Origin of the sequence: Paenibacillus massiliensis subsp. panacisoli DSM 21345 (genome assembly GCF_000426545.1) — a bacterium.
Classification (GTDB): Bacteria; Bacillota; Bacilli; order Paenibacillales; family Paenibacillaceae; genus Paenibacillus; species Paenibacillus panacisoli.
In genome coordinates, this window is record NZ_AUFO01000019.1 from 39,156 (window position 1) to 65,772 (window position 26,617).

General features: G+C 50.5%; 25 protein-coding genes. 9 read left to right on the plus strand and 16 right to left on the minus strand.

Features of this window, described 5'->3' with window-relative positions; translation table 11 throughout:
* Window positions 1-2: 2 nt before the first annotated feature.
* The 3 genes from tsaE to K331_RS29730 all read right to left on the minus strand — a co-directional run bounded on the left by tsaE (window position 3) and on the right by K331_RS29730 (window position 1,366).
* The gene (gene tsaE, locus K331_RS0115995; protein ID WP_404821499.1) at window positions 3-488 is read right to left on the minus strand and encodes a tRNA (adenosine(37)-N6)-threonylcarbamoyltransferase complex ATPase subunit type 1 TsaE; all 486 of its coding nucleotides are present in this window, start codon (window positions 486-488) and stop codon (window positions 3-5) included.
* A gap of 325 nt (window positions 489-813) precedes the next feature.
* Window positions 814-996 (minus strand): H-type small acid-soluble spore protein, encoded by a 183-nt coding sequence (locus K331_RS0116000; RefSeq protein ID WP_028591070.1) that lies wholly within the window; start codon window positions 994-996, stop codon window positions 814-816.
* Between the two features lie 79 nt (window positions 997-1,075).
* A complete protein-coding gene (locus K331_RS29730) occupies window positions 1,076-1,366 on the minus strand; it encodes a hypothetical protein (RefSeq protein ID WP_051289866.1) in 291 nt (96 codons plus the stop codon).
* A 353-nt stretch (window positions 1,367-1,719) separates the two neighbouring features.
* Here K331_RS29730 and ku point away from each other — a divergent pair, with 353 nt between their 5' ends.
* Together ku and ligD are read left to right on the plus strand one after the other, a co-directional pair.
* On the plus strand, window positions 1,720-2,631 hold the full coding sequence (gene ku / locus K331_RS0116010) for a non-homologous end joining protein Ku (RefSeq protein ID WP_028591071.1): 912 nt from the start codon (window positions 1,720-1,722) through the stop codon (window positions 2,629-2,631).
* Window positions 2,632-2,664: 33 nt separating this feature from the next.
* The gene (ligD, locus tag K331_RS0116015) at window positions 2,665-3,552 is read left to right on the plus strand and encodes a non-homologous end-joining DNA ligase (RefSeq protein WP_028591072.1); all 888 of its coding nucleotides are present in this window, start codon (window positions 2,665-2,667) and stop codon (window positions 3,550-3,552) included.
* A 150-nt stretch (window positions 3,553-3,702) separates the two neighbouring features.
* Here ligD and K331_RS0116020 read toward each other — a convergent pair whose 3' ends face one another.
* Window positions 3,703-4,605, minus strand: coding sequence for a YitT family protein (locus tag K331_RS0116020; protein WP_081625315.1), 903 nt, complete (start codon window positions 4,603-4,605; stop codon window positions 3,703-3,705).
* A 200-nt stretch (window positions 4,606-4,805) separates the two neighbouring features.
* Window positions 4,806-6,236: a cardiolipin synthase gene (cls, locus tag K331_RS0116025; protein WP_028591073.1), complete on the minus strand. Its 1,431-nt coding sequence runs from the start codon at window positions 6,234-6,236 to the stop codon at window positions 4,806-4,808.
* Between the two features lie 131 nt (window positions 6,237-6,367).
* On the opposite strand from cls, the gene K331_RS0116030 reads away from it, so the two are divergent.
* On the plus strand, window positions 6,368-7,399 hold the full coding sequence (locus K331_RS0116030; RefSeq protein WP_028591074.1) for a M23 family metallopeptidase: 1,032 nt from the start codon (window positions 6,368-6,370) through the stop codon (window positions 7,397-7,399).
* A gap of 70 nt (window positions 7,400-7,469) precedes the next feature.
* The gene (locus K331_RS0116035) at window positions 7,470-7,898 is read left to right on the plus strand and encodes a bactofilin family protein (protein ID WP_028591075.1); all 429 of its coding nucleotides are present in this window, start codon (window positions 7,470-7,472) and stop codon (window positions 7,896-7,898) included.
* 140 nt (window positions 7,899-8,038) lie between these two features.
* Here K331_RS0116035 and K331_RS0116040 read toward each other — a convergent pair whose 3' ends face one another.
* Both K331_RS0116040 and K331_RS0116045 read right to left on the minus strand, forming a co-directional pair.
* On the minus strand, window positions 8,039-8,824 hold the full coding sequence (locus K331_RS0116040; RefSeq protein ID WP_028591076.1) for an ABC transporter permease: 786 nt from the start codon (window positions 8,822-8,824) through the stop codon (window positions 8,039-8,041).
* Window positions 8,817-9,725, minus strand: a complete 909-nt coding sequence (locus K331_RS0116045) for an ABC transporter ATP-binding protein (protein WP_028591077.1) — start codon at window positions 9,723-9,725, stop codon at window positions 8,817-8,819. The genes K331_RS0116040 and K331_RS0116045 overlap by 8 nt, the downstream gene beginning before the upstream one ends.
* A 446-nt stretch (window positions 9,726-10,171) precedes the next feature.
* Here K331_RS0116045 and K331_RS0116050 point away from each other — a divergent pair, with 446 nt between their 5' ends.
* On the plus strand, window positions 10,172-10,543 hold the full coding sequence (locus K331_RS0116050) for a helix-turn-helix domain-containing protein (RefSeq protein ID WP_018886686.1): 372 nt from the start codon (window positions 10,172-10,174) through the stop codon (window positions 10,541-10,543).
* Window positions 10,544-10,628: 85 nt separating this feature from the next.
* Here K331_RS0116050 and K331_RS31945 read toward each other — a convergent pair whose 3' ends face one another.
* On the minus strand, window positions 10,629-10,796 hold the full coding sequence (locus tag K331_RS31945) for a hypothetical protein (protein WP_156897670.1): 168 nt from the start codon (window positions 10,794-10,796) through the stop codon (window positions 10,629-10,631).
* Window positions 10,797-11,284: 488 nt separating this feature from the next.
* Here K331_RS31945 and K331_RS0116060 point away from each other — a divergent pair, with 488 nt between their 5' ends.
* The 4 genes from K331_RS0116060 to K331_RS0116075 are packed head-to-tail and all read left to right on the plus strand — an operon-like array spanning window position 11,285 to window position 14,788.
* A complete protein-coding gene (locus tag K331_RS0116060; RefSeq protein ID WP_028591078.1) occupies window positions 11,285-11,803 on the plus strand; it encodes a sigma-70 family RNA polymerase sigma factor in 519 nt (172 codons plus the stop codon).
* Between the two features lie 26 nt (window positions 11,804-11,829).
* The gene (locus K331_RS0116065) at window positions 11,830-12,942 is read left to right on the plus strand and encodes a hypothetical protein (RefSeq protein WP_028591079.1); all 1,113 of its coding nucleotides are present in this window, start codon (window positions 11,830-11,832) and stop codon (window positions 12,940-12,942) included.
* Window positions 12,939-13,922: an ABC transporter ATP-binding protein gene (locus K331_RS0116070; RefSeq protein WP_028591080.1), complete on the plus strand. Its 984-nt coding sequence runs from the start codon at window positions 12,939-12,941 to the stop codon at window positions 13,920-13,922. Before K331_RS0116065 ends, K331_RS0116070 begins: the two co-directional genes overlap by 4 nt.
* Complete coding sequence (locus K331_RS0116075; protein WP_028591081.1) at window positions 13,919-14,788, plus strand: ABC transporter permease subunit; 870 nt, start codon at window positions 13,919-13,921, stop codon at window positions 14,786-14,788. Before K331_RS0116070 ends, K331_RS0116075 begins: the two co-directional genes overlap by 4 nt.
* A 161-nt stretch (window positions 14,789-14,949) precedes the next feature.
* On the opposite strand, the gene K331_RS0116080 is transcribed toward K331_RS0116075, so the two are convergent.
* From K331_RS0116080 to K331_RS0116115, 8 genes are all read right to left on the minus strand, one after another.
* Window positions 14,950-17,604 (minus strand): discoidin domain-containing protein, encoded by a 2,655-nt coding sequence (locus K331_RS0116080; RefSeq protein WP_036635105.1) that lies wholly within the window; start codon window positions 17,602-17,604, stop codon window positions 14,950-14,952.
* Window positions 17,605-17,652: 48 nt separating this feature from the next.
* A complete protein-coding gene (locus K331_RS0116085) occupies window positions 17,653-19,197 on the minus strand; it encodes a glycosyl hydrolase (protein WP_404821500.1) in 1,545 nt (514 codons plus the stop codon).
* A 350-nt stretch (window positions 19,198-19,547) separates the two neighbouring features.
* Window positions 19,548-20,924, minus strand: coding sequence for a sugar phosphate nucleotidyltransferase (locus K331_RS0116090; protein ID WP_018886694.1), 1,377 nt, complete (start codon window positions 20,922-20,924; stop codon window positions 19,548-19,550).
* 49 nt (window positions 20,925-20,973) lie between these two features.
* The gene (locus K331_RS0116095) at window positions 20,974-22,314 is read right to left on the minus strand and encodes a UDP-glucose dehydrogenase family protein (protein WP_028591084.1); all 1,341 of its coding nucleotides are present in this window, start codon (window positions 22,312-22,314) and stop codon (window positions 20,974-20,976) included.
* Between the two features lie 4 nt (window positions 22,315-22,318).
* Window positions 22,319-23,419 (minus strand): glycosyltransferase, encoded by a 1,101-nt coding sequence (locus K331_RS0116100; RefSeq protein WP_028591085.1) that lies wholly within the window; start codon window positions 23,417-23,419, stop codon window positions 22,319-22,321.
* Between the two features lie 30 nt (window positions 23,420-23,449).
* The gene (locus K331_RS0116105; protein WP_028591086.1) at window positions 23,450-24,592 is read right to left on the minus strand and encodes a glycosyltransferase family 4 protein; all 1,143 of its coding nucleotides are present in this window, start codon (window positions 24,590-24,592) and stop codon (window positions 23,450-23,452) included.
* Window positions 24,586-25,788 (minus strand): glycosyltransferase family 4 protein, encoded by a 1,203-nt coding sequence (locus tag K331_RS0116110; RefSeq protein ID WP_028591087.1) that lies wholly within the window; start codon window positions 25,786-25,788, stop codon window positions 24,586-24,588. The genes K331_RS0116105 and K331_RS0116110 overlap by 7 nt, the downstream gene beginning before the upstream one ends.
* The gene (locus K331_RS0116115; protein WP_028591088.1) at window positions 25,775-26,614 is read right to left on the minus strand and encodes a glycosyltransferase family 2 protein; all 840 of its coding nucleotides are present in this window, start codon (window positions 26,612-26,614) and stop codon (window positions 25,775-25,777) included. Before K331_RS0116115 ends, K331_RS0116110 begins: the two co-directional genes overlap by 14 nt.
* Window positions 26,615-26,617: the final 3 nt, after the last annotated feature.

Below are 26,617 nucleotides of genomic sequence, written 5' to 3' on the forward strand. Positions count from 1 at the left end.
GTTCATACTCCATTCTCTCCAAGACTGGCACACCAGTCAGCATATAGCTCACCATAGCCATTCAGCTGGATAATCCGTTCCTGTTCTCCCGTGTACTCAATCCTGATGTGCAGATGCTCCGGCGGCAGCAGCTCGGGAATCAAGCTCCCCCATTCAACCAGACACACGCCTTCACCATAAAAGTATTCATCCAGGCCAAGCTCTTCGGCCTCTTCCTGGCTGATCCGGTACACATCCATATGGTACAAAGGCCATCTGCCTTCATATTCCTTAATAATCGTAAATGTAGGACTATTCACAACGCCCTCTACGCCCAGATGTCTGGCAAATGCTTTGGAGAAGGCTGTTTTGCCTGCTCCGAGATCCCCATCCAGTACGATAATTGCCCCTGGTACGGATCTTAGCGCCAGCTGTGCTGCCAGCTTGTCCGTATCCTGTTCACTTAGGGAACGAAATGTATAGCTACCTTGATTTGAACTCGTCATCATCATCACCTCAGAGCCTGACTAGTACCTTGACCAGATCCAATGTGAGTGTCGAGCCGCTTTTCCGATAACGACCATGCTTCCCAGATCACTCATCCCAAAAATTTGATTCGGTCCATATTCCAGCTTCCATAACTTGACCTTTATTATATATTTCACGTCAAGCTCTAGCAAGGAAAGCTCGTGATTTCATAATATATGTAGACCTTGCCATGAAGAAGTATTCACCTAAGTCGATTGCACGCTCATTCCTATGAATTTACGCAAAAAAGGATGCCCGCATCAACAATCGCTGCAGCATCCTGACATTGAGCCTGCTCATTCAACCTTAACTTTCTTCCTCCAGACGGTCCACCCGGACTGTCATCGTATTCGTGGGCCTGCTTCCAACTTGAACCGTCGCCATGCCATTTTCGGTATCCACATGCTCGATCCAGACCGGCTCTCCCTCCAGTTTGACCGAAATCATCTCCTTGGAGTTGTAAATATCTACTGCACGCTTCACATCCATCATACGGCTTACAGCTCCTTTCTGATGTTATCCTATCGCCCTTTCAGCTTTTGTTAGCCTCTCACAGTCTTTTGCCAGCTTAATGCTCCGACACTTCTGGTTCATTACTTACCGCTATCGAATCCTGCATGGCTTCCAATTCATCCTCCGCCATCTGGTTCACATCCAGTGCCGGATATTCTTTCATACCTGAGTCCTTGGCGGTCAGTGCCTCCCAGTTCACATGCTGTGCAGCAATAGGATATGGGGGTACAGATTCATGTGACAGCATGAACTCTGGCGGCAATGCATCACGCTCTCCGGCTGCCGGAAAACGGATCACCAACGCTTGACTACCCAGCTTGTGTCTGACCTTGGCGGGTCTCTTCATGCTGTTCATCCCTCCACATAAATTGTTCGTTTGTTACTATGTACAGAACATCCATCAGACATGCGTTCATACAAAATCATTCATGAAGCATACTACAGATAAGCGAGATGGACGCATATTCTCCATGCACAAGCCATAGCTGTAGCCGGGGTATCAACCGAAGGTCGAAGCGGCATTTTCAACAATAGCGCCTGTTAATAATAAACATCATACGTCCAGCTTAAGGTCATATGATCGCCAAGATGCATCCACCCAAATGAAGCAAAATGAAGCAAGTAGAATATTTGAAATGGAATACGATGCACAATGCTAATAGGATCTCACACAAATCGAAGATGAAAGAAGGTGCAGCCATGCATACCGTCTGGAAAGGAGCCATTAGCTTCGGATTGGTTCACGTCCCCGTCAAGATGTTTTCCGCAACGGAGAATAAGGACATTTCCATGCGCTACATTCACAAGGAATGTGGCAGTCCGCTCAGCTATGTTCGTAAATGTCCCGTGTGTGACAAAGAGGTGGAATGGGAAGAGATTGGCAAAGGCTACGAGTACGAGAAGGGCAGATTCGTCATGTTTGATAAGGACGAGCTAGAGCAGCTCACGGAGCAGAGCAACAAGAATATCACGATTCTGGATTTCGTGAATCTGGAGGATATCGACCCGATCTACTTTCAAAAAACTTATTATCTGTCCCCTGATCAGACAGGAGATAATGCCTATTCCTTACTGCTGAACGCGATGCGGGATACCGGAAAAATCGGGATTGCCCAAATCTCCATCCGCTCCAAGAGCAGTCTGGCGGCCATTCGGGTGTACAACAACTGTCTGGCAATCGAGACGATCTTCTACCCGGATGAGATAAGACCCGTAAGTCAGGTTCCCAATCTGCCCGAGCAGCCGCAGGTGAACGAGAAGGAGCTTACGATGGCCAAAATGCTTATTGAGCAGCTATCGAGCGAATTTGACCCTGCCAAATATACGGATGCATATCGTGACAAGGTACTCGAGCTCATCTCTCATAAAATTGCAGGCGAGGAGGTTAAGGTAGCTCCATCCAAGCCAGAGACGAACGTCGTTGATCTCATGGCAGCACTGCAAGCCAGTATCGAGTCCATCAAGCCTGTCGCTACAGATCCCGGCCCGGCTCCTGCAAAGACACGCAAGCCGCGCAAGCCAGCCGCCTCACGGCAAGCTGCTGGTGGCGAAGCCAGTAATGCCGCTGCGGCTCCCAAGCGTAAAAGCACAACAAAACGGACCAAGACCTAGTCCACATATCCGACCAGCAAAGGAGGTGCAGGATTGGCACGTACAGCACAGGGAACGATCACCATCATGGGCTGCGAGATTCCCATTACGAACCCAGACAAGCCCTTGTGGCCGGAGGCAGGCATTACCAAGGCCATTTATTTGGAGAAGCTTGCCCTGCTCGCACCATATTTGCTGAAATATTGCCGCAATCGTCTCTTAACCGTCATTCGCTGGCCGCATGGCATTCATGGCAAATTTTTTTATCAGAAAAACGCTCCTGTCCCCAGACCCGAGTATATATCGACGTACCGTGATGGTGATATTGAGTATATTGTGCTGAACGAGCTGCCCCAGCTATTATGGCTTGGCAATCAGGCTGCTCTCGAATTTCATCCCTCCTTGCATAACGTAGGCAGTATACTACCTCGCGAATGGATTATTGATCTGGACCCGACGCTTGAAATCGAGCCTAGAATTATGGAGGCCGCCAGTCTTGTCGATGACGTCCTCCGTTCGCTAGGCATTGCATCCGTTGCCAAGACCTCGGGGGCTACAGGTGTTCAGATCATCGTGCCGATTCATCAGGGGATTACCTTCGACGAATTGCGCAGTGTAGGGCATCTGGTCGGTCGGTACGTAACGGAGAAGCATCCAAAGCTGTTCACGATTGAGCGGTTAAAAAAAGATCGCGGTACCTGCATCTACTTTGATTATTTGCAGCATTACGCTGGCAAGACGATCGCAGCCCCCTATACACCGCGGGCTCGCGCCGGAGCAACTGTATCCACACCGCTCACATGGGCAGAGGTAAGGCAGAATGTCTCTCCACTGGATTATCATCTGCTTAACATTGAGGAACGGCTGGGCAAGCTGGGTGACCTGCTGGATTCCCTTCCTCCACAGCCCCTGGAGCCGATTATCCGTCAGCTCAAGAAATAATAAGCTTATTTACGACAAAAAAAGCCCGACAGGTCACTTACCTGCCGGGCACTTCTGCTACACACTATGCGCTATACGTCAAGCTATTAGTCCAGTTATTGGTTCAACAGCCTGCCAACCATTCATTCATTTATGCCGGCTTCAGCTTCGCTAATGGATTCCCTTTTTCTTGAAGCGTCCACCCTTCACATCGTGAATATTGCCGATCGCCACGAATGCATGCGAATCCCAATCCTCCACAATACTCTTCAGCTTCGCTTCCTCCAGTCGAGTGATGACGACGAAGATAACCTTCCTACTGTCACCCGAAAAGCCGCCTTCTCCATCCAGATACGTTACACCACGTCCCAGTCGATCGGTAAGTGCATCACCGATATCACGATATTTCTCACTAATAATCCATACCGATTTGGATTGGTCCAGACCCTCGATGGTAATGTCAATCATCTTCATCGCAATATAGTACGCGATCATGGAGTAGAGGGCATTCGGCCATCCAAACACAAAGCCTGCACTTCCGAGTATGAAGACGTTGACAAACAGCACGACCTCGCCTACGGAAAATGGTGACTTCTCACTGACGAGAATCGCCACAATCTCCGTGCCATCCAGAGATCCGCCAGAGCGAATGACCAGACCGACACCTACACCGAGAATGACACCACCGAAGATTGCACCAAGCAAGGGCTCACCCGGTGTTAATGCAGATACGTCATGCAGCAGGTACGTACCACCTGACATTAGTACGACACCAAGCAACGTACATAATGCAAATGTCTTGCCAATCTGCTTGTAGCCGAGGATCAGAAAAGGAAGATTCAGCATCACGAGGAACACGCCGAGGGGAATTCCGAAAATTTCAGACAGCATGATGGAAATACCGGTAATACCGCCGTCTATTACTCCATTTGGTACGAGGAAAATCTCAAGGGCCACCGCCATCAAAGCTGCTCCGAGTACGATAAAGATACCCTTCTGCAGCAGCCGCTTCGTCTGCACCTTCCGGCTAACCGGAAGCTTCTGTAGATTCGTTGCTATCTCATCTGGAGTCATGCTGCTCATTTTACTCCCCCCATTTTTCTCAGCTTACAATTACAAGAAAAGGGACCGCTCCATGCAGCCCCCTCCTCCCGTCGTTGTTTCTCATATATATACTATATCATAACAGGAGATTTTTAGGCAAAAAAGTTAGAAAAAAGCAGTATACTCTTCAATGAGCAGGATTATCTATGCTAAACGGGTTCAAATCGACTTTAAAGAAGGGGCGATAACATGCGTGCCAGCACTTCTGCTGTCTTCTGAATGCGATGGCGTTTCTTGAATCGTTCAGACTCTATCGCTGTTGAGTGCTCCAGATCCAGCCTGAAGTCCTGCTCCAGCCGCTGAATGAACGCTTGAGAGAAGACCAGGGTGGTGAGCTCAAAATTATAAAACAAGCTCCGCATATCCATATTCGCCGTCCCTACAGATCCGAACAGATCATCCACAATCAGTATCTTGGCATGCATAAAGCCTTTGCGATATTGATAAAATCGGACACCAGCACTCAGCAGCTCAGCTACATAGGACAACGAGGCAAGCTTCACCAGTATGGAATCGGACTCATACGGAATGATGATTCGTACATCCACCCCACTGACAGCCGCTGTCTTGAGCGCCTCATAAATACTCGGGTCGGGAATGAAATACGGTGTTGTTAGCCACACTCTGCGTCTGGCTACTGCGATAGCTCCGAAGCACAGCTCCTGAATCGCATTCCATGCCAAATCCGGCCCGCTGGCTACAATCTGGACCTGATCCTCCCCTTCGCACTCATGTGGCGGAAAGAGACGGGGATCATCAATACGCTCACCCGAGGCAAGCTTCCAGTCACTAAGGAAGGTATTCTGCAAAAAATAGACCGCATCGCCCTCGATGCGTGTGTGCGTGTCTCGCCAATATCCCATCTTCGGATATTGGCCCAGATAGTCATCACCTACATTCAGACCACCGACAAAGCCAACTCTACCGTCTACAATCAGAATTTTGCGATGATTACGATAATTGATTCGTTTATCAAGCGTGGCAAGCAATGGCGGCAGAAAGTAATGAAATTCTATTCCAGCCTGCCTGCAGGTCTGGACAAAGGAGGATGGGAGGTGATAGCTGCCCAGCCCGTCCACAACAAAGCGGACCTTGACGCCCTCCTTGGCCTTGCGGATCAGCAGCTTCTGAAAGGTCGATCCAATCGTATCGGCGCGAAAAATATAGAATTCGATATGAATATGATCGTGTGCCTGTTCGATCGCTGCAAGCATTGAAGCAAAGGTCTCTTCCCCGTCCGTGAGCACCGTTGCCCTGTTACGGCCTGTAATCGGACTCTCCGTGAGTCGGGACAGCATGTTGAACAAGCGTTCATAGTGGATGAACTCGGGGTTGGACATATGCTGGATGTCATGGATTACCTTGGTCTGACGCCACAGAGCTTCCTTAATCTGCTGGAACAATCTGGACCCCTGATTGCGAAGCACTTTTCGTTTCTTGTAATCCTGAGCTACAAAATAGTACACAACGAAGCCAATCAGCGGAAAACAAAACAGAATAAAGAGCCAGGCGACCGCCTTAGCAGGCTGTCGAAACTCAAGGATGAGGATGGTTGCAGTCTGAAAAATAAATATGAGCAGCACAATCATCAGCCACAGCATAAGGCACCTCCTTGTACATTATTGTCATGATTAATAGGATTGCTGAATAAATAGTAAGCAAACAGGCATATAGCCGGCACTTCACTCACGCACTTCACCATGCCGGGCGGACTGCCGGAAAGGAGCTGTTTATGAGAAAACAAGATTGGAACCGGAGGATGACTCTACTTGTGCTCTCTGACGCACAGCGGTCCCCCCGGCAGTTTCATATATCCAGGCCCATCGTAATCCTAGTACCTACGCTGGCTATTTTGTCCATATCGACTATGATTATTACCCTCCAGATCCGCTCCTCACAGACGATATCTCGTCTGGAGACCACACTGGCTGCCCAGAGCATGCAGATGGAAATGACCGTGACGAATAAGGATGAAGCCATCCAGCGGCTGCAGCAGGAGATTCTGCTCTTGTCTAATCAGGCAGAGAGCGTCAAGGAACGCATGGAGCGAATACGTGAGCTGGAGGAGCAATTGGAGCAATTTATCCAGAAGCATGACATCTCATCAAGCAAGACCTCTGCGTCTTCCTTTACTCCATTGGCTTGGGATGCCAACGGGAACAAGGGCGGCCAATGGATCGCGGTGCATGACAAACAGTTGAGCACACTCGGCAAGGAGACCACCGAGGATTTCGAGGAAATCACGGCCATGCTGGATAGCATGGAATCCTCGATACCTCGTGTCCTGAAGAAAGCTGAGTCCGTACAGACCTCGCTGGAGCAACGGCAGCGGCAAGCTCGTCTGAAGGCACGACAACTGGAGTTGGCTGAGAATGGCAAGCCAAATGCCTGGCCTACAGCCGCTCGGCGAATTACCTCCAGCTTTGGCTATCGAACAGACCCCTTCAATGGACGTGCCGCCTATCATGCTGGTATCGACATTGCAGGGAACACAGGTGACCCCATCTATGCGGCAGGTGCAGGGAAGGTCATTGCCTCCGCTCAGGACGGCAGTCGCGGCAAATATATTATGATTGAGCATCCAAATGGCCTACAGACCTGGTATATGCATCTGCACGCCTTATCTGTATCTGTAGGCGAGCAAGTCAGCAAGGGCGAGCTGATCGGCAAGCTCGGTAGTACTGGACGCAGTACAGGCCCACATCTACATTTTCAGGTGGTTAAACAAAATATCCCCATCGATCCCCTACTGTATGTGCGTTAATATGTAAATTTTATGAGCCGTCACCTATTCCAGTTGTGAGAAGTTATCCTATTCCGAAGGAGAGATGTACATGTTCAAGCCTGGCTTAGGGAAGCGACAAGCAGCCCCTGTTGAGTCAGTCCTGTCCTATGGCGCGACCTTTACAGGTACGCTTCATTGTCACACCCCCGTACGAATTGAAGGCGTTGTACACGGTAGCATTGTCAGCACCGATCTCATCATTATTAGCGAGTCTGCCATTGTCACTGCGGACGTCACTGCCCGAGATATCGTTATTGCAGGCAAGCTGATCGGAGAGATACATGCGGAGCAGCGCTTGACACTGGCCTCCACAGCCGAAATTCATGGCAATATCACCGCCAATTCGCTTATTGTGTTCGAAGGCGCCATTCTCGATGGAGCTACCAAAATGGAACGTCCCGTTAGTACCACTGCTGAAGAGACGAATGCTTCAGAATCGGAGGCCTCCTCCGCCCACTCACGTGCCGAGGCTGGCTAGACTGATCCTATGCTCCCTATTATCTGCACCGTAGTCATTATATAAACCACAAGCCCTCTGCCAGAACCGTGCAATACGGAAGGGCAAAGGGCTTGTTAATAGGCTACTACTTCTATTTCTAATTCTAATGATGCCTCACCTCAGGACGAGACGTCACGCTTGATGAAGACGAGCCAGCTTACCGCCAGGAACACAATATAATAAGCAGCCAGCACGGTGATGGAGAAGCCAAGTGTCGTGCCCATACTTGAGACTGGACTGTCGATATACACAGTCAGATCCAGATGGGATACGAGTAAATATTTCACCCATTCTGCTCTTCCTTGCAGGAACAACAGAAACATTCCTACGAAGTTCTGTAAGAATAGAATGCCCAGTGATAAACCAATCGCAAGTGCACCTGACCGAAATACGGAGGACACCATGAATGCAAAGGTCAGAATGATGAACAGCGTCACATATTTAGTCAGTATCATGGCAAATGCATACTGTGCAGGAGTTAATTCCGAGCCTTCACCTGTAGGGATGAACGACTCGGGTGACAACGCCAGCGCAGACGTAAGTATACTCCCTGCAGCCAGCAGTGCTGTGCCGAACAGGCTGAACAGAATGACTGCTATATACTTGGATATCAGAATTTTGGTTCGGCTCCATGGACGAATCAGCAAGAGCTTGATCGTACCCCAACTGAATTCCCCTGCAACAATATCTGCACTAACAATGACCGTGAAGATCGTGAGCAGGAAGAAGCATACCAACATGGTCAGCATGGCGCCATCCCATACACTAATCTGGTCACTTGATAAGGACACCAGTAAAGGCACTGTCAGTGCGATGAGCAGCAAGATCCCCAGCATCACCCATGTGCGCACTCTGACATAGATCTTTATATTCTCGTTATGAACAAGCTTTAAGAAGTTAGACAATTCCTTCACCTCCTGTTAGCTCCAGGAATTGATCCTCAAGCGTCTGCGACAATGGACGAATGGAATACACTTTAATGCCTGCCTCAATTAAGCGTTGATTCAGTTCAGCTGTCTGCTCCCGATCCAGTGGCACGACCAGCGTCTGCCCTTGAATTCTCCCGTTCGTTACTAATGTAAGCGCATGGGCAGGATCGCTAACTTCAAAGGCAACTTCTGTAGCTGCAAGGAGTACGCCATCTGACTTCAGTTTCCTCACATCCACCAAACGTCCATTTTGGATGATGGCAACCGTATCGCACATAAGCTCCATTTCACTAAGCAAGTGACTGGAGACAAATATCGTGGTGCCCTCTTCCCTGCTCAGATGCTGCAGATAATCTCTTAGCTCACGAATTCCTTGCGGGTCCAATCCATTCGTCGGCTCATCCAGAATGAGCAGCTTGGGGCGATGCAGCAAGGCTTGAGCAACACCCAGACGCTGTCTCATCCCGAGGGAATAGGACCTTACCCTGTCATGTATTCGTTGTTCAAGCCCGACAAGACGAACCGTCTCCTCTATGCGTTCCTTTGTAATCCCAGGCAGCATGCGAGCGAAGTGCTGTAGATTCTGATATCCCGTCATGAAGCGATACAGCTCAGGATTCTCAACGATGGCCCCGACTTGAGCAATCGCCTGCTCAAAGTCCGTCTTCACACTATGGCCGCAGATGGAGATATCCCCCTCACTGATCGAGATCAACCCGACCATCATGCGAATGGTTGTTGTTTTCCCTGCTCCATTGGGCCCGAGAAAACCGAACACCTGCCCAGGCGGCACATCCAGAGTTAGCTTATCCACCAGTCTTTTGCTACCTTTGATTTTGCTGACCCCTTGAAGGCGAACAATTGGCTCCAGACTCATCCGTTGAACTCCTTTCTTGCAGCATTCGCTGCCTACCCCAAAAAAATAATTACATTAAATTCAGTCTATCACATCCTGCCAGCAAGCAATAACAACGAGTTAACATGACTAGAACATAAGGACGCCTTTACATACCATATATTGGCGCAAAAATACTATTCATAACCATACTTTATATAGTAAAATATTATATATATTATGATGTATGGTTATATTTTGAGCTCGCTTAATGTTTGATTCAGACATACCTTTTGCATAAATATGTATGAATGTTTACATTCATGTAGCTCTAATCTGATCTTACACAAATGGAGTCACCTCAATGAATAAATCTCCATGACGGCTCCATGGGCATACCTTCTCCGCGATGTGTCCATAAGCTCGAGTTTGATTAACAATACTACTCCTAGGTATACACACACAATTGCAATCAGGAGGAGATTTAGATGAACTACGGTACACGCATAGCAGAGCTTCGAGAAGAGCTGGGACTTAAGCAGGAAGAGCTCGCCCATACCCTTGGCATTACCCGTGCGGCACTCTCCCATTATGAAAAAAACCGGCGTAAGCCGGATTTTGAAATGCTTATGAAGCTGGCGAATCTGTTCGGCGTATCCATAGACTATATCATTGGACGGACTACCCATAAGAATACAACGCTGCCATCGGAAATGCAGCAATTCATCGATCAGTTAGAGTTATCGGATAAGGATATTCTAAATCGCTTCAACCTGACCATTGACGGTCGTAGCCTGAGCGAAGATGAAGCCCGTAGATTTATTGCCTTTGTACGCATGGAGCGCATGATGGAGCGCTAGATTCATCCACAATTGAATGACATGCCAAAATAACGAACCCGTATCTTCCCCTAGGGACTGCGAGTTCGTTTTTGGGCTGTTCTGCTCAGTCCTCCACCGGATGCACGGACTTCAGCCACTCTGGCTGCTTGATCCCACATTGCCGAAGAATGTCCAGGATATCCAGCTGAACTGCCTCTACAGCTTGTCTACCCTGTACCCATAGCTCCTCTGCTGCCAGTTCCCGATTATAGATCCGGAACTCTTCACCCATGTAACTCCCCTCTTTTCTCAGGTAATCTCCCGCTGCATATCTCTATCATATTCAATGTGAACAGCAAATACTGTCGTCTGCTGGATGCGAAATTGGTCTATTTATGATGAAATTTGACGAATGTAGGCAAAGTTACTATTAGACCTTGGCCGGATCAAGCGTGAGTGTAGAGCCGCTGCAAGCGGGGAGCCCTGTCGACCGTTGTTAAGCCTGCTGTTCTTTCGAACGAAGTTGAAGACAGATGAACAGCAGGCTTAAAGACGGACACTTCGTTTCTCTAGAGCTTCCCCGCTTTCCGCTCACAACTACGCTCTCTCGGATCATTGAACCTGAAATCAGGTGTAGTCAAGGTGCTAGAATTAGCTATGCTATATTCTGTTATGTAATGTAGAAAGAGACGAATCCGAGAAAATTTTTCTGTTCATGCTACAAAAACGTAAAAAGGTTCGTCTTCCTAATAGCTGCAGCTGAAAGGAGGCAATTACACTATGAGTATTCCGGAATCCTCAGCATTCCGCAACATATTTTTTGAACATTATCCAACCGTACGTAGAAAATTAGCCGCGCTGGTGCGCGATGATGCCGCTGCTGACGATCTGGCACAGGAGGTCTTCCTGAGACTATACCGAAATCCACCAGACAATCCTGCCACCCTGGGGGCATGGCTGCACCGGGTACTTACAAGAATCGGTTACGATTATTTGGAGAAGAAAGCTAGAGAGAGAAGACTCCAGGATAAGCAGGAGCTGATGTATGAAGGTGAAGCTACCCCGGAATCTGGCGAAGAAGTCCTAATGAGACAGCTAGATCAGGCAGAGGTCCAGACATGGCTGAGTAGCCTGCCTGAGCGTGACCGACAGGCACTACTGCTTCGCTACTCAGGCTATAGCTATGCAGAGATTGCGGAGGAGCTTAAGGTCAGACGGCCTCTCATTGGAAGCCTGCTGCAAAGGGCAACACGCAAGCTAGAGACGACAGCTAGCAAAGCTATGGCCCAACAAGACTAACCTAGCTATGAAAGGGTGAACAAGATATGACTAACAAAGGACAGGATTCAGGAATAGATACAAGCACACACGAGGCATGGGACAAACTACAGAAAAAACTGGCGAGCGAGCCCGTAAACGCTAAATGGGAAACTTGGGAAGCGAGTAAGCAGGAGCTACGTCTGCCAGCTACTCACCCGCAGTCTTCGGCGGCAGCCCCTGCAGTGTCTACAACCCATACCTCAGCAGCACAAATGAAAGAGAGCACTCCGCTTTCTGTTGACACTCACCGCAGACGGGGAGGTCGACGCTGGAAATGGACCAGTGCTGCCGTCGCTGCCGTGATCGTTGGGACAGTTCTTGTCACACCAATGGGCAATAATGCACTTGCTGCCCTTCTGAATCAATTCAAGGTGCAGGAAATTGCTACCGTCGACGGGGAAAGCATCGAGAATATGCTGAATCAACTTGTCCCGGGCGAATCGGCCAGCAGGGAGAATGTTTTTGGACAATTCAGCACAGAAAGTGGAAGCGTTGAGGGACAATTTACGCGTGAGGAAGCACTATCCCGTCTAGGGGTGCCGCTGCTTCCGGCCAACCTCCTAGGTACCGAAGAGGAAGTCTACGTTACTCCCTCACATAAGATTATGATGAAGCTAAATGTGAATGAGCTGAATCAAGCTATGCAGCGCGTAGGAGCGACCAAGCTGCTACCAGAGTCTATGGACGGCAAAGAAGTGGAATTGAATATTCATGAAGGCATCATGTATGACATGAGCACTAGCGATCAGAATTGGGCATCATTGAGACAAATGCAGTCACCTGAATTCCTGATTGATCCATCCGTGGATGTGACAGAAGCCGTGGAGGCCGTTCTTCAGCTCCCTATTCTTCCTTCCGATCTGAAGGAACAGCTGCAGCAGAGCGGTATTTTGACAGGCTCCATCCCCATGCCATATGTAGTTGATGAGGCAGCCGACATCCAGGAGACGATGATTGCCGGAACGAAGGTACTCATTGAACAACGCCAATACAACCAGCTGACAGAGCATATCGCGGTCTGGGTGAAGGACGGGCAACTGTTCCACTTTCAGGGCGGGAGCGTCTACGAAGAAGAGGCTGACTTCATGAACAAGCTTAAGGAGCTGGTCGAGGCATGAGTGAACTGGCCATCGAAGCGAAGGCACTAACCAAGGAATACAGCAATGGTCGTGGCTGCCGTAACGTCACGATCTCTGTAGGGAAAGGGGAAGCCTTTGGCTTCCTCGGTCCCAATGGCGCCGGGAAGAGCACATTTGTGAAAATGCTCGTCGGTCTCATCCACCCGACTGCAGGAGAAGCGACCCTGCTGGGTGCGCCTATCGGTACTATTGAAGCGAAGCGGCAGATCGGATACTTGCCCGAGCTATACAGATATCAGGAGTGGCTTACTGGCGAAGAGGTTGTTCGTCTGCACGGCCAATTATGTGGCCTGGACAAAAGCGTAATCAGCCAGCGAGTTCCTGAGCTGCTACGCAAGGTAGGTGTCGGTCAACGTGGCAAGGACCGTGTTAAGCATTATTCCAAAGGCATGCAGCAGCGACTGGGGCTGGCCTGCGCACTGGTGAATGATCCGGCTATCCTTTTTCTGGACGAGCCCTCCTCGGCTATGGACCCTGTCGGACGGATGCATGTACGCGGTCTGCTTGAGGAACTGAAGCAGCAAGGGAAGACGATTTTCTTAAATTCACATCTGCTGGAGGATGTGGAGGTATTGTGTGACAGGATGGCACTCTTGAACAACGGACAGGTGCTCCGTCATGGACGGGTAGATGAGGTGCTCCAAAAGCGAGTCTGCTGGCGTTTTAAAGTCGGTGGATTTTCGCCTTTTTTGCTATCATGGCTAATGGATACAACAGGATTTGACTTTCGTTTACATAATGACGAACAGAATCAGGGGGAAGCTGCCTATGGTTCGAGTGCAGAGGATATCGTCTGGCTTGAAGCAGAGCTGGAGAACGAAGAACAGGCTGGATGGGTCAATTCACTGCTAATAGAACAAGGGCTGACGCTGTACGAGGTCACCAAGGTCCGGGAACGGCTTGAAGAATGGTTCATGGAGGCTGTAGCTGGTTTGAACCATAGGGGGGAACAGGAATGAAGATTATTTGGACCATGACCTGGAAGGAGCTCCTTCGCAAACGGGTCCTGCTGCTGACGATCATACTGACAGCCTTGTTCCTGCTGGGTTTCTGGTTCATCGCCAGTGCCATTGGTGGAGAGGCCCCCACAGCCATGACGAATAGTGAAGCTATGATTCAGCAATTCATGTTAGGTATGTTAATATTGATGTTCGGCTTTCTCTTCGCTGGCTTTGTGCTCGCCTTTTTGTCGATCTTCAGCTCATTTTCTGCGATTGCAGGTGAGGCGGAGCAAGGCATCATGCAGGCCATGCTGCCGCGACCGATCCCAAGATGGAAATGGTATACAGGCCGCTGGCTCGGCTATGTCTCATTTGGTCTGGTCTATGCTTTAATATTGTTTAGCCTAATTCTATGGATCACCGATGTACATGCCTCGATCCCACGTGACCCACTGGTGCTGGCACAGGCATTTCTGCTCTTTGCTTCGGTTGTTCCTTTACTCGTAACTGTATCCATGTTCGGGTCTGGCTATTTGTCTTCGATTGCGAATGGAGTGGTCATGACGATGCTCTATGGAGCGGGATGGCTCGGCGGCATGATTGGCAAAATCATCGGCTCTGTGGGCCTTGAGCCAGGCCCCCTCCAGACGCTCAGCAACATTACAGGCATCCTGTCACTGATTATGCCGGCTGATGGACTGCACAGGAAAATGCAGGCTGTGTTGTTCAGCTATGAAGACATTCAGGGAATTGTCCCAGTAAGAATGGACGGTCCCTTCGGTATTGGCGACGTTCCCTCGACAACGTTTGTGGTGTATGCCGCCGTATACACGGCAGTGCTTTTTGCAATCGGAATGCGCCGGTTCATCCGTAAAGACTTATAAGCTTGAGGCCACCATCGACGTTAAGCTGCAAAAGATATTTTTGGCGAATACAACAAACGAAGGCTTACCGGAGGGGACATGACTCCAGTAAGCCTTCGTTTGTATCTGCCTTCCTAGTAGAGGCCGTACCTGCCAGCCTACAGATGAAAGCTCCATGAAGCTTATGATCCATATAGCTGAAGCTCATGAATCGACCAGTAGTTCGAAGCTGTACCGGTAAGGGTGATCTTGAGGTAGCGAGCACGGGAAGAAGCGAAGCTAATCTCCTCCTGTGCGCCTGAGCCTGTCCCAGAAGCTACTTTGGTCCATTGCTTGCCGTCCGCAGACACCTGAACATCATAGGCACGCGGATAATCTCCCTCCGAAGGGGTGGTATCCAGCAATAAACGGCTAATGACTTGCGTCGCTCCTAAATCCACCTGATAAAAGACTCCCGAGCGCTGAGCGCTACCCGTGTCCCACCTAGTACGCCCATTACCATCAATAGCCAATCTAGCATTGTCACTATTCACACTGGCACTGGTCTTCCAATTGCTCCTGTCCAGCTGCGCCAGACCCGTGAAGGTCACCTCAGCCTTCTCAGATATCTGGGTAGAGCCAGTCGGACGGATTTTATACATGTAGGTGGTACCAGCTGCAGCGGTACGATCGGCATAAGAGCCTCCCTCTACCTCCGCAGCGATAACACGATAGTCCCCTTCCTTACTGCTGGCACGTAGCACGTCGTAAGCTTGCACCCCTTCACTCTGCATCCAGCTCACCTGAATCTGATCTGACTTGGCTGCACTGGCTTGGACCCAATCCGGGGCCACAGCCGTACTCGCGGTTGTCGCATTTACCTTTTCCAGAATGTACTGTACAGACTCGCCCGGCCCTAATGTTTCTTCGAACTCCAGTGTCGGCGATGCCTTAAGACCGCTCACATTCCGATGTGCCGCTGTATAAGTCGCACCTGAACCGATTCGCTCTCCACGATATTCCCCCTGTTGTGGCATCGTTACGCGAACCTTGATCTGCTGTGTAGTCGGTTCAAAGTTCACCAAATTTACCAGCTGCTTGTTGGATTTAGCGCCACTGCCAGCAATGGGAGCAAGCGACGAGGTATCTACAGCACGCACATACACCAGTTTGTCCGCCGTATCGGAGGTGTTCAATACGGTGTAGGTCAAGGGCTTGCCATGGGTTGCATAAGCAAGGCTTAGTCTACGCATAATGTCGACTCTCGAATCCTGACCATTGCTGAACGGATAGACCTCCGTCGTTGCTGGATTATGTTTTTGCAGATCAAAGCCCGTCTTGAACAGCGAGAAGTCCTGATAAAAGGCCGCATGCTGTACGAACATATCGGCAAATCCAATCTGCGAACGCATAATTCGGTCAAATGCCGCAGCATTCGGCTGACTCGCGCCATAAGCCGGATCATCCACATGCGTACCTGACGTACCGAATTCCGTATTCAGCATAGGCTTGCTAAGACCATTGTTTGCACCGCCAAAGGTACGCAGGTTCTCTACGAAGCTGCCACCTACAGCATCCACATAGGATGCACCATAGGCATGACCATTTGTCAGATCCGTAACCTTCTCCAGCTCAAGTCGCTGCTTCGGGTCGGCTTCCCATCCATCAGGCGTACCACAAGCCTTCGCACCGCCTTCCTGATTCTTGCAGGCTTTGACAGAATAAGCTGGCCAGTACGCCCAGCCTGGTGCGACGGTCTTCAGATGAGGGGCTATCTTCTTGCCCTCCGTATTCAGCCATTTGGCTACCGCCAGATTTACGGCTTTGGAGCGGTTGAAGAGTCCAGGCTCATTATCGACCTCAAAATACTGCACGTAAGGTCCATATTTCTGTAAATAGGAGGTCAGCTTCTGCTTCGCCGTGTCTGGCAGACTGCCGTCGGCTTTTAGCTTGATATCACCTGTATACAAATATAAGGCTACCGCTTGCATATTGTACTGCTTAAGGGTCTTGTAATAATCATCCACATCCGAGCAGGCATTGCCCACATTACTGGCACACGTCACCCTCATAATATTTCCGCTATACGCAACTCCAAGCCATTTCATCACCGTAGGCAGATGACGTACAGCTCCCTGATCGTAGTAGAACTCCTGATTGTTGACATTGGTGCCTGTACGGATATAGCGTCCATGAATTGGCTCTTGCGCCGGGGAAGAGAGTGCCTGAAGATTCAGATCATCCCAGGTCCACCACAGATTCGGGTCCTCAGAGCTCGTGCAGTAGAGGCATCGTACCGCCTCCAGGCGCAGCTCATTGTTGCCTTTCTTTAGCTGTTCTTTGGGAATATACAATTGATAGTTCTCTCTGAACGAGTGTGCACTTCCCGTACCCGATACTCCAGCAATCTGGATAATGCCCGCCAATTGTCGGTTGGAGAACACAGCCATCTGAGGAACTGCCTTGCCCGCATCCAGAATACGCACATTAAATAGCACCCCGTTAGGAGGAACCTGATCCAGCTCATACTGAAGGACCAGCTCGGGATTAATCGACGCATTCAGTCCAGTAGGAATGGCCCCATCCAGCTTGAGTGTGCCCGAAGACACCTGAGTAGAGCTGCTTCCTGTCTGGCTAGCCGAGGTCACACGAACGGCCGCGGGCTGGTTGCCTGCCTTTCCCTTGAACTCCTCCGCAGAGTTGTCACGAGTCCCCAGCTTCCAGATCGTGGTTGCCGCATTCACGGATTCTGGCTCGGTCGTCTGGCTGTCCCCATTCAGCTGCAGGGATACCAGCACGATCAGACCTAGTAGCCCCATGCATAATAAGGCATATTTGTTCGCCAACCTTTTTTTCATATCCTCGTCCACACTTTCTCCACTGGTTTAATGGCCGGGAAAGAGCGTTCAATTCAATGGCAGAAACAAAGCATTAGAAGGTATAACTGCTTTGGCTTCTTGCTGACTTTCCCACATGAGACGTGCCATGGCATCGCCTTCTTGATCATAGTATTCGACCTTGAGGTCGTAGAGCTCGCCTCCGTTCAAAGCGATGCTACCCTTACGTTCTGTCCAGCTCTGCTTGAACCAGCTATCAATAATAAGTTGATCATTTACCCATACCCGGATTCCATCATCCGATATCGTCGTAAACGTGTACACATCTGTAAATCGTGGGCTTACTCTCCCTGTCCAGCGGGCAGAAAACCGGTCTGCTTGTACAGCAGGATCAGGAGAAGCCGTACGCCAATTGTAATCCAGCTTGGCCTCCAATCGACGAAGCACAGGATCACCGCTCAGTGTCATGTTGTTAAAATACTCTCCATATAAGCCATTAATTAACTCTGGTTCTGGCTCTGGCTGAGGCTCTGGTGCAGGAGAAGGTGGGGAACCGATGGGCTCCTCTGGTAGACTCGGATTCCCTTCAGAAGTGCCTGGATCTTGTGGAGGCAATGACGGAGTGGGAGCTTCGTTATTCCCCTCCATATCCTCTATAAGCTCGTCACGGGTTAACGTACGCTCATGCTCCATGTAATTCACAATATCCTGCTCTGTGTTGTTCTCCAGCAGCATCTTGCCCCAAGTCATGGAGTAGGTCCATCTCGGCTGGGATTCCAGCACTCGTGCACTTGGCATCTCCCCATGCTCCCCGATGGCTATAGGTTTGTTGCCTGCCAATGCCAGCAAATCCTCATAATAACGCTGTTTATAATCGTTATCATAGATATCAGCGGCAAGCACATCTACCTTGGCCAGACCAGGAAAGGTGGTCGCATACGGGTCAGACCATGTATTCGGAGCATTCGGGTTCCATACCCATATTAGATTATCGAGCTTGTGCACACGGACAAAACGGTCATACATCAAGTCCCATAGCTCATCAAAATTGTTCTTCTTCCCCCACCAGAACCAACTACCATTCATCTCATGATAGGGCCGCCACAAGACGGGAACCCCCTCGTCACTAAGCTTCTTCAGCGAGACAGCAACCTGATCCAGATCTGCAATCAGCTTGCTATATTCCTGGGTCCCAGGCGTAACATAGCGATCGAATTGACTCTGGCTAAGCTTCGCTTGTACGTTAGCCCAGGTCATGGGCTTGCCAGGCAATGGCTGATGATAGGTCATTGCCACAATTCCACCAGCTTGGTGCCATCGAATGGCGCTCTCCACCACCTTGCTGCGCTGCGCTTCGGCTTGACTGGCCGTCTGACCGGAGATCGCTCCCAGCTCATAGCCGTGCAGTCCGGCATATTCGCCGCTGATTTTCTTCAGTCGGTTGTTCAACTCGTCGGGTGTCTCCAGGTAATCATGCTGACCTGTTATCATCTTCTGACCATTAATGGATTGTAGATAACTGTATAATTCACGTGCCTCTGCTGAAGCGGCGGGGTTAATCAGAGATACAGCAGCATGAGCCGGAGCGGCCCACTGCGTCACCCCAACCGTCATTAGAGCACCTACGAGAACTGTGGGCAGGAGTCTCTTGATCCATCGATCCCAAGGATGAGCTTTCACGAATAATCTTCCTTTCGCTAGCCTGGCTGCCGTCTCTTCGTGTATGCAGTAGCCTCAGGCTAAGGAGCTGCTATGCAGCTCACTTGAATTTGGAAGGTTTTTCAATTCCTTCTCATCCTTTGTATCGACTTTTTCCTGCCAATTTTTTATAGATGTTTGTCATGTATTACAGTTATCTTGCGTATTTCGGCATTATTTTTCAGAAACAGACAATAATTCGACAATGTTTTCTTTTTGTGATTCGAGTACTGTCTATGAGATGAACTGCTTTTGAAACAAACTGCTTATGAAATGAACTGCTGCAAAGAAATTTCATTCCAATCCATGCAGAAGCGCACAATATCCTCCTCAACCAGCTCAGAACCTGTCTGTACCTCGATAATCTCCACATCGGTTACAGCCAGAATACTGTGCTTCGTCCCCTCAGGAATACGTACCACGTCACCAGCCTTCACACGATGCAGACGTTCATTCAGGATGACCTCGGCTTCACCGCTGATGACTGTCCAGATCTCACTGCGCTTCAGATGCAGCTGATAGCTGATATTCTTGCCTGCCTCGACGAAGATGCGCTTCGTGAGCACCTCATTGCCTTCCGGGTACTTGATATAGTCCACGACCCGGTAATGGCCCCAACGCCGCTCCTCGTACATCGGACGCTGCTCATGAGCCTTCAGCACCTCCTTGATGCGCGGGCTCTCGGCTTTGTTCGTTACAAGAATTCCGTCTGGACTGGCGGCTACGATCAGATCGCTCGCACCGATTACAGTTACGGGAATATCCAGCTCATTAATCAGACTCGTATTGACTGAATCCTCGGTTATCACACCCCTGCCTACCTGCTGCTGGGTCATTTCCTCCGTCAGTGTATTCCAGGTACCGAGGTCCTTCCAGAACCCGTCGTAAGGCAGCACGGCAATCTTCTGCTCCTTCTCCACGACCTCATAGTCAAAGCTGATCTTCGCGAGCAGCTTATACTGCTTTTGCAGCTCCTCATAATTCAGCGGAAGCCCTTTGTCCTCCAAAATATTGAGCAGATATCCCAGACGGAAGGCGAAGACGCCACAGTTCCACAAGGCTTGCTGTTCGATGAGCTGCTCCGCTTGCTCCCGGTTCGGCTTCTCTTGAAAGTGACTAACCGCAAGACTGCCGCTCTCGCCAGCTTCCGTATCCGTCTTGGGGATAATGTATCCATATTTCTCGGAAGGGTAGGTTGGAATGACACCCATGAGGGCCAGGTTAGCTCCCGTCTCCGTCAATGTATCCTCCAGTCGGGCCACTGTATGGAAAAAGCTCTCCTCCACGTATGGGTCTACTGGAAGAATCGAGATGACCGTATCTGTTGAGACGCCTGCAATGGAGTACAGATAGGTGGCTGTCAGAGCAATGGCCGGGAATGTATCCCGACGTTCGGGCTCAACAATAATCTTGACCTCTTCCCCGATCTGACTCTGGATCATCTCCACCTGTCCCCGTCCTGTCGCAATATAGGACGAGCCGCATAAGCCAATGTCACCCAGCTGTCGCCACACACGCTGCACCATGGATTCAGCGCTACCATTCGGATTTTGCAGCACTTTCAGGAACTGCTTGGAACGCGAATCATTGGATAGGGGCCATAATCTTTTGCCGGAACCACCAGACAGAAGTACTAATTTCATTGCACAACACTCCTTCTCCGATAATTGGGATTCTCTCTATCTCGTCCTTCTACACAGCTCCTGCCACACTTGGAGACAGACCGCTCAAGCCGCCCATGCGGGGTCTGCCCACCGAGTAGTATTCCAGCCCCGATTCAGCAATCTGAGGTTCACTGAATACGTTGCGACCGTCAATCAGAATTGGCTTGCGCAGCAGCGCTCCCAGTCCGTGGAGATCCACCTGCTTGTAGACTTCCCAGTCGGTCAGCAGGCAGACGGCATCACTTCCCGTAGCTGCTTCCTCAGGTGTATCGCACCAGTGAATGCTGGGATGATCCAGCTCCGCCTTGAATTTATCCATGGCAATCGGATCATGCACCTTCACAATCGCCCCTTCCTGAAGCAGCGTGCCTATAATCTCCAATGCCGGAGATTCACGGATGTCGTCCGTGTTAGGCTTGAAGGACAGTCCCCAGATTCCTACAGGCACACCATGTAACTGCCCGAGGGATTCGCGCAGCTTGGCAATGATCATATAACGCTGGTCGCTGTTCACCTCGACTACCGATTTCAATAGCTTGAACTCATAATCCACATTGCCCGCAATCTGAATCAATGCATTGGTATCCTTCGGAAAGCATGAGCCTCCGTAGCCAATCCCTGCCTGTAAAAAGGAGGAGCCGATGCGCTTATCCATTCCCATGCCTTCGGCGACGTTGGTGACGTCAGCGCCTACTTTTTCACAGATGTTTGCAATTTCATTAATGAAGGAAATTTTGGTCGCCAGAAAGGCATTGGACGCATACTTGATCATTTCCGCACTGCGAACGTCCGTTACATAGATGTTGCTCGTGAACACCTCATGCAGCTTGACCATGGTCTCATGCAGCGATGGATTATCAATCCCGATAATGATGCGGTCAGGCTGAAGCGTATCACTGATTGCTGAGCCTTCACGCAGGAATTCCGGAGCTGAGACGATATCGAAGGCATGCTCCGTGTGACGGGCAATGACCTCCCGAATCTTCTCATTCGTGCCGACAGGTACGGTGCTCTTGGTCATCACGATCTTATGTGAATTCATGGCCTGACCTACAGCGGCAGCCGCCTGTTCAATATAGTGCAGATTCGCCTCGCCATTCGGCAGCGAAGGGGTACCTACCGCAATAATGACGATATCGGAGCGCCTTACAGCCCGCTCCAGATCCGTCGTGAACTCCAGGCGCTGCTCAGCAAGATTCTGCTCGATCAGTTCCTCAATGCCAGGCTCATAGATTGGAGATTCCGCTCGCTTCAGCTTCTCGATCTTGCTCTCATCATAGTCGACACAGATCACCTCATTGCCTCTCAGCGCAAAGCACACCCCCGAGACAAGACCCACATAACCCGTTCCAATGACAGCCAGCTTCATAACCTCATCCTCCTTTTAGAAAGTTCACATAGGCCTGCTCTACGTACTTCTTGAATTGCTCCTTGAACGTGCTTTCATCGAACTTTTGCGCATGCTTCATAATGCCATCTATGTTCCAGTCGTGACTTTCTACAGCCTGCACCGCATCCAGGACATCCTGCACCTCATGCTTGCGGAAGAATACGCCATTCACATAAGGCTCAATGGTATCCAGTGCACCGCCTCCCTGAAACGCAATGACAGGTCTGCCAGCTGCGTTTGCCTCAAGTGGTGTAATGCCGAAGTCCTCAATCCCTGGAAAAATCAGTGCCCTGCATTCTGCCATCAGCTTCGTGACATGGGCATCCTCCAGTCTGCCAAGGAATTCAATATTCGGCTTCGCCATGCTCTCCAGACGCTTGCGGTCAGGCCCTTCACCAACAATGCAGAGCTTCATTCCGTTGCGGTTAAAGGCTTCAATCGCCAGATCAATCCGCTTGTAGGAATTGAGTCTGGAGACAATCAAATAGTAGTCCCCGATTCGTGTCGAGCTCTTGAAGCGCGAAGTGTTGATCGGGGGAAAGATTACATCTGCATCCCGCTGATAATAGGAACGGATTCGATGCTTGACGACAGACGAATTCGCGACGTATTGGTCCACATGCACCGAAGTCTTCTGGTCCCAAGTCTTGAGACGGTTCATATACAGCCTGAGCATGCTCTTGAACAGATTGGATCGGGATTGCCCGGACATGTATGTATCGTAATCCCAGGCGAACCGCATAGGAGTATGACAGTAGCAAATGTGAAAGGTATGCTTGGGTACTTGAATGCTCTTCATGAATGCGCTGCTTGAGCTTAATACAATGTCAAAGTCTCGGAAGTCAAAATCCCGGATGGCAATGGGATACAGCGGCAGCACGCTCTTGAAATTGGACTTCACTCCCGGAATGTTCTGCAGCCAGGAGGCCCTGATATCTGCATCCTTCAAGTTATGGGACAAGCGGCTGTCACTGAACACCGTCGTGTAGATGGGAGCCTCCGGGTACATGCTGTGGAATACCTCCACCACTCGCTCGGCTCCGCCCATCTGGATCAAATAATCATGTGCTATCGCTATTTTCATCAATACCATCCTTTTAAACACGAGAGTCTGTTATATACCTGCCAGCAAGCCTTTGTAATAATGAACGATATCTTTGACGGTATTCTCGATTACAAAATGCCGCTTCACACGCTCCATCCCCTTCCGGCCCATCTCCTGCCGTTCCTCCGGATGCTCCAGCATCCAGCGAATAGCCTCCTCCAGCTTGGCGGGGTCCCCCGGCTGGATCAGCAACCCTGTCTCTCCATGCACGACTGTCTCTGTCGGCCCTCCTTCATTGGACGCAATGACTGGCAGACCGGCGGCCATCCCTTCCACGATGACCTGCCCGAAAGGCTCTGGTGTAACGGAGGTATGCACCAGCAGATCACAGCGCTGCATCAGGCCCTGAATGTCATCCACGTGACCTAGCAGTTGAACCTGCTTCAAGCCATAACGGTCAATCGTCTGCTCCAGCTCACGCTTATACTCCTGCTCACCGAACAGGGCATCTCCAGCCAGCCAGAATTTCACACGTGCATCCTCTGCAAACGCTCTGGCCGCTTCCAGCAGTATGTGCTGCCCCTTCCAGTGCGCCAGGCGACCAACCAACACGATGTTGAACTCATTCTTGGTTGCGATCGCGCCCTGTCGTTCCGTAATCGCCTTCGCGAAGGCAGAGTAGACGACCAAGGTCTTCTTGTCAGCCGGCAGCTCCAGTGCACTCAGGGTTGATTTGGAATTGGCGATGACTCCGTTGGGTAGAAAACGCGACAGCAGCCGAATGGCCTTAGCTACCACAGGCTTCAGATACGGTGGACCGATATGATCCCGAATATGCCAAATCAAGGGTACCTTGGCTTTCTTCGCCGCAACAGCTCCATAGAGCGCAGACTTGAGGGAGTTGGTGTGAACACAGTCCACCTGCTCATCCTTGAGTAGCGGTGCCAGCTTATTCCCATAGGCTAGCAGCTTCAAGGCTGCGGCTGGAGCGCCCAGATTCACCGTGTTGCGCCCACGATTGCGCACAGATTCGTCCATCGGCACAATACGAACATCAATCTGTCGCTCCCGTAGGCGATCGGCCAAGTCCCCTTCCTCCGCAAGAATCACGAGCGGATTAATGTCCTTGCCAATGTGAGTCAAAATGTTATACAACGCTACCTCGCCGCCGCTCCAGCGAGCGGTATGATCAATGTAAGCTACTCTTAGCATCCTGCCGCCGCCTTTCTATCTACAACTTGCCGAAATACATCCTCGATCTGCTCCGCTACTCGCTCCCAGGTGTAATGCTGTAGCACATGTGCCCTGCATATCTCGGCATCCGGCCACGTCTCACGCTGCTCAAGGCTGCTCAGTAGTCCATCCTGGATCTCTCCACTATCCGTTCCCGCGAATAGCAGCTCGGGCCGGAAGCGGCTCAGAATCTCCCGATTGCCACCGACCGGAGTTGCCATGACCGGCAATCCCGAGGCCATCGCTTCTACCGTAATCAAGCCAAAGCCCTCGAGCGCCTGCGTCGGCACCACGAACAGATCAGAGGCCTGATGGTACAAGGGCAGCTCCTCATCGGAGATGTAACCAAGCAGCCTTACCTGCTCCTGCAGCCCATATTCCACGATTCGTGCTTCTAGCTCTGCCTGAAGATGACCTCGCCCGCCAATCAGGAGAATATGGTTCGGGTAGCGCTCTGCAACAGCCCTCCAGGCTTCAAGCAGTTGAATAAGCCCCATCCGGTTAACGAGTCTGCGCACGGTCAGGACGACCGTTGCCTCCTGTGGAAGCTGAAGTCGCTTGCGGACTTCAGCCTTGTCGTCAGCTGGATGGAAGCGAGATATATCCGCTCCGCCCGGGATAATCTGAATCTTGTGCAAAGGGACCTTGTATTGCCGATGAAGGATATCCCGGAAGGTCTCACTGAGGACGATAAATCGGTCGGCAAGTCCATAGGCCTTCATCTCAATGGAGCGAGCCATGGTGGTCTTAAGTAGATGCTTGAAGCCCTGACCCTCCAGCTTGATCTCCTCGGTCCAGGGACCATGGAACGTCATGACGACGGGAATGCCTCTCTTTCGCGCCTCGGCCGCCGGCCCTACACTGTAGGGAGCAAAGTGGGAGTACAGTACGTCCACAGGCTGTCTGTCGAACAGCTCTGCTGCATATTTCTGCATCAGCTCTCTCCGCTTCCATAGAGACTGCCCATTGCTTCCAATCGAATGGATCTTCATTCGCGGGGGAACCTCGGGCTTTTGCTCATTACAGATCAAGGCATCCAGGGAATGACTCAGTGACAGCTGCTCACATACGGATTTGAAATACGTATTCAGCCCGCCTGCCTGTAGCGAAGGCCAGCTAAGTCCAGTCGCTACAATATTCAGCCCGCTGTCACCAAATCGGTTATTGAACGACATAAGTGGTCTCTCCCTTCTTCTCCGCCGGCTCCTCATTTTTGAGTGTGACCTGCTTGCTGCGCTTGGTCAGCTCATAATGCTTGAAGCAGACCAGAAATTCGTACATGACCCAGAACACCGCTACAGCGAACCCTGCAATACCTTTCCGATACAAGCCTTGCACGAAGTACTTCTGACAAAAGCGTGCTGGTGGTCTGAACAGCAGATTCATGATCTTGAAGCTCTTGCCCTTGCTGAAGGCTGTCTCCGCCTCCAGATCGGTGTATTTATTGAATCGCATCACATGATCACTGATGCTACGAAATCCGTAATGCCACAGCACACCGTTCAGCCGAATGGTCTGTTCCTCTGCTACATCCGGCATTTCGTGTACAAGACTGTTGGTAATACCGTAGATTCGGCGATTGAATAGCCGCACCAGATACTCGCCTTTGTTCATCCACTTTCCGAGAAAATCTCCGATCCGATACATGGAGTAGGCCTTAGCCGGATCATGCAAGGTTGCTTTCTTCTCCACCAGATCCCGGGCCAGCTCCTGATTCACAACCTCATCGGTATCGATCAGAAAGATCCAATCGTACTGGGCCCGCTCAATCCCAAAGGTACGCTGCTTGGCATAACCCGGCCACGGATTGATGAATACCCTGCAGCCCAGGGCTTCGGAGACCTGAGCGGTATTATCCTTGCTGCCTCCATCGATCACGACTACCTCGTCCGCGAAGGATGCACAGGACTGGATCGCTTTGGCAATCCGGACTTCGTCATCCTGCGCGATAATGACGACGGATATCCTGTTATCTACAGGTACGCTCGACATATGGTTCATTAC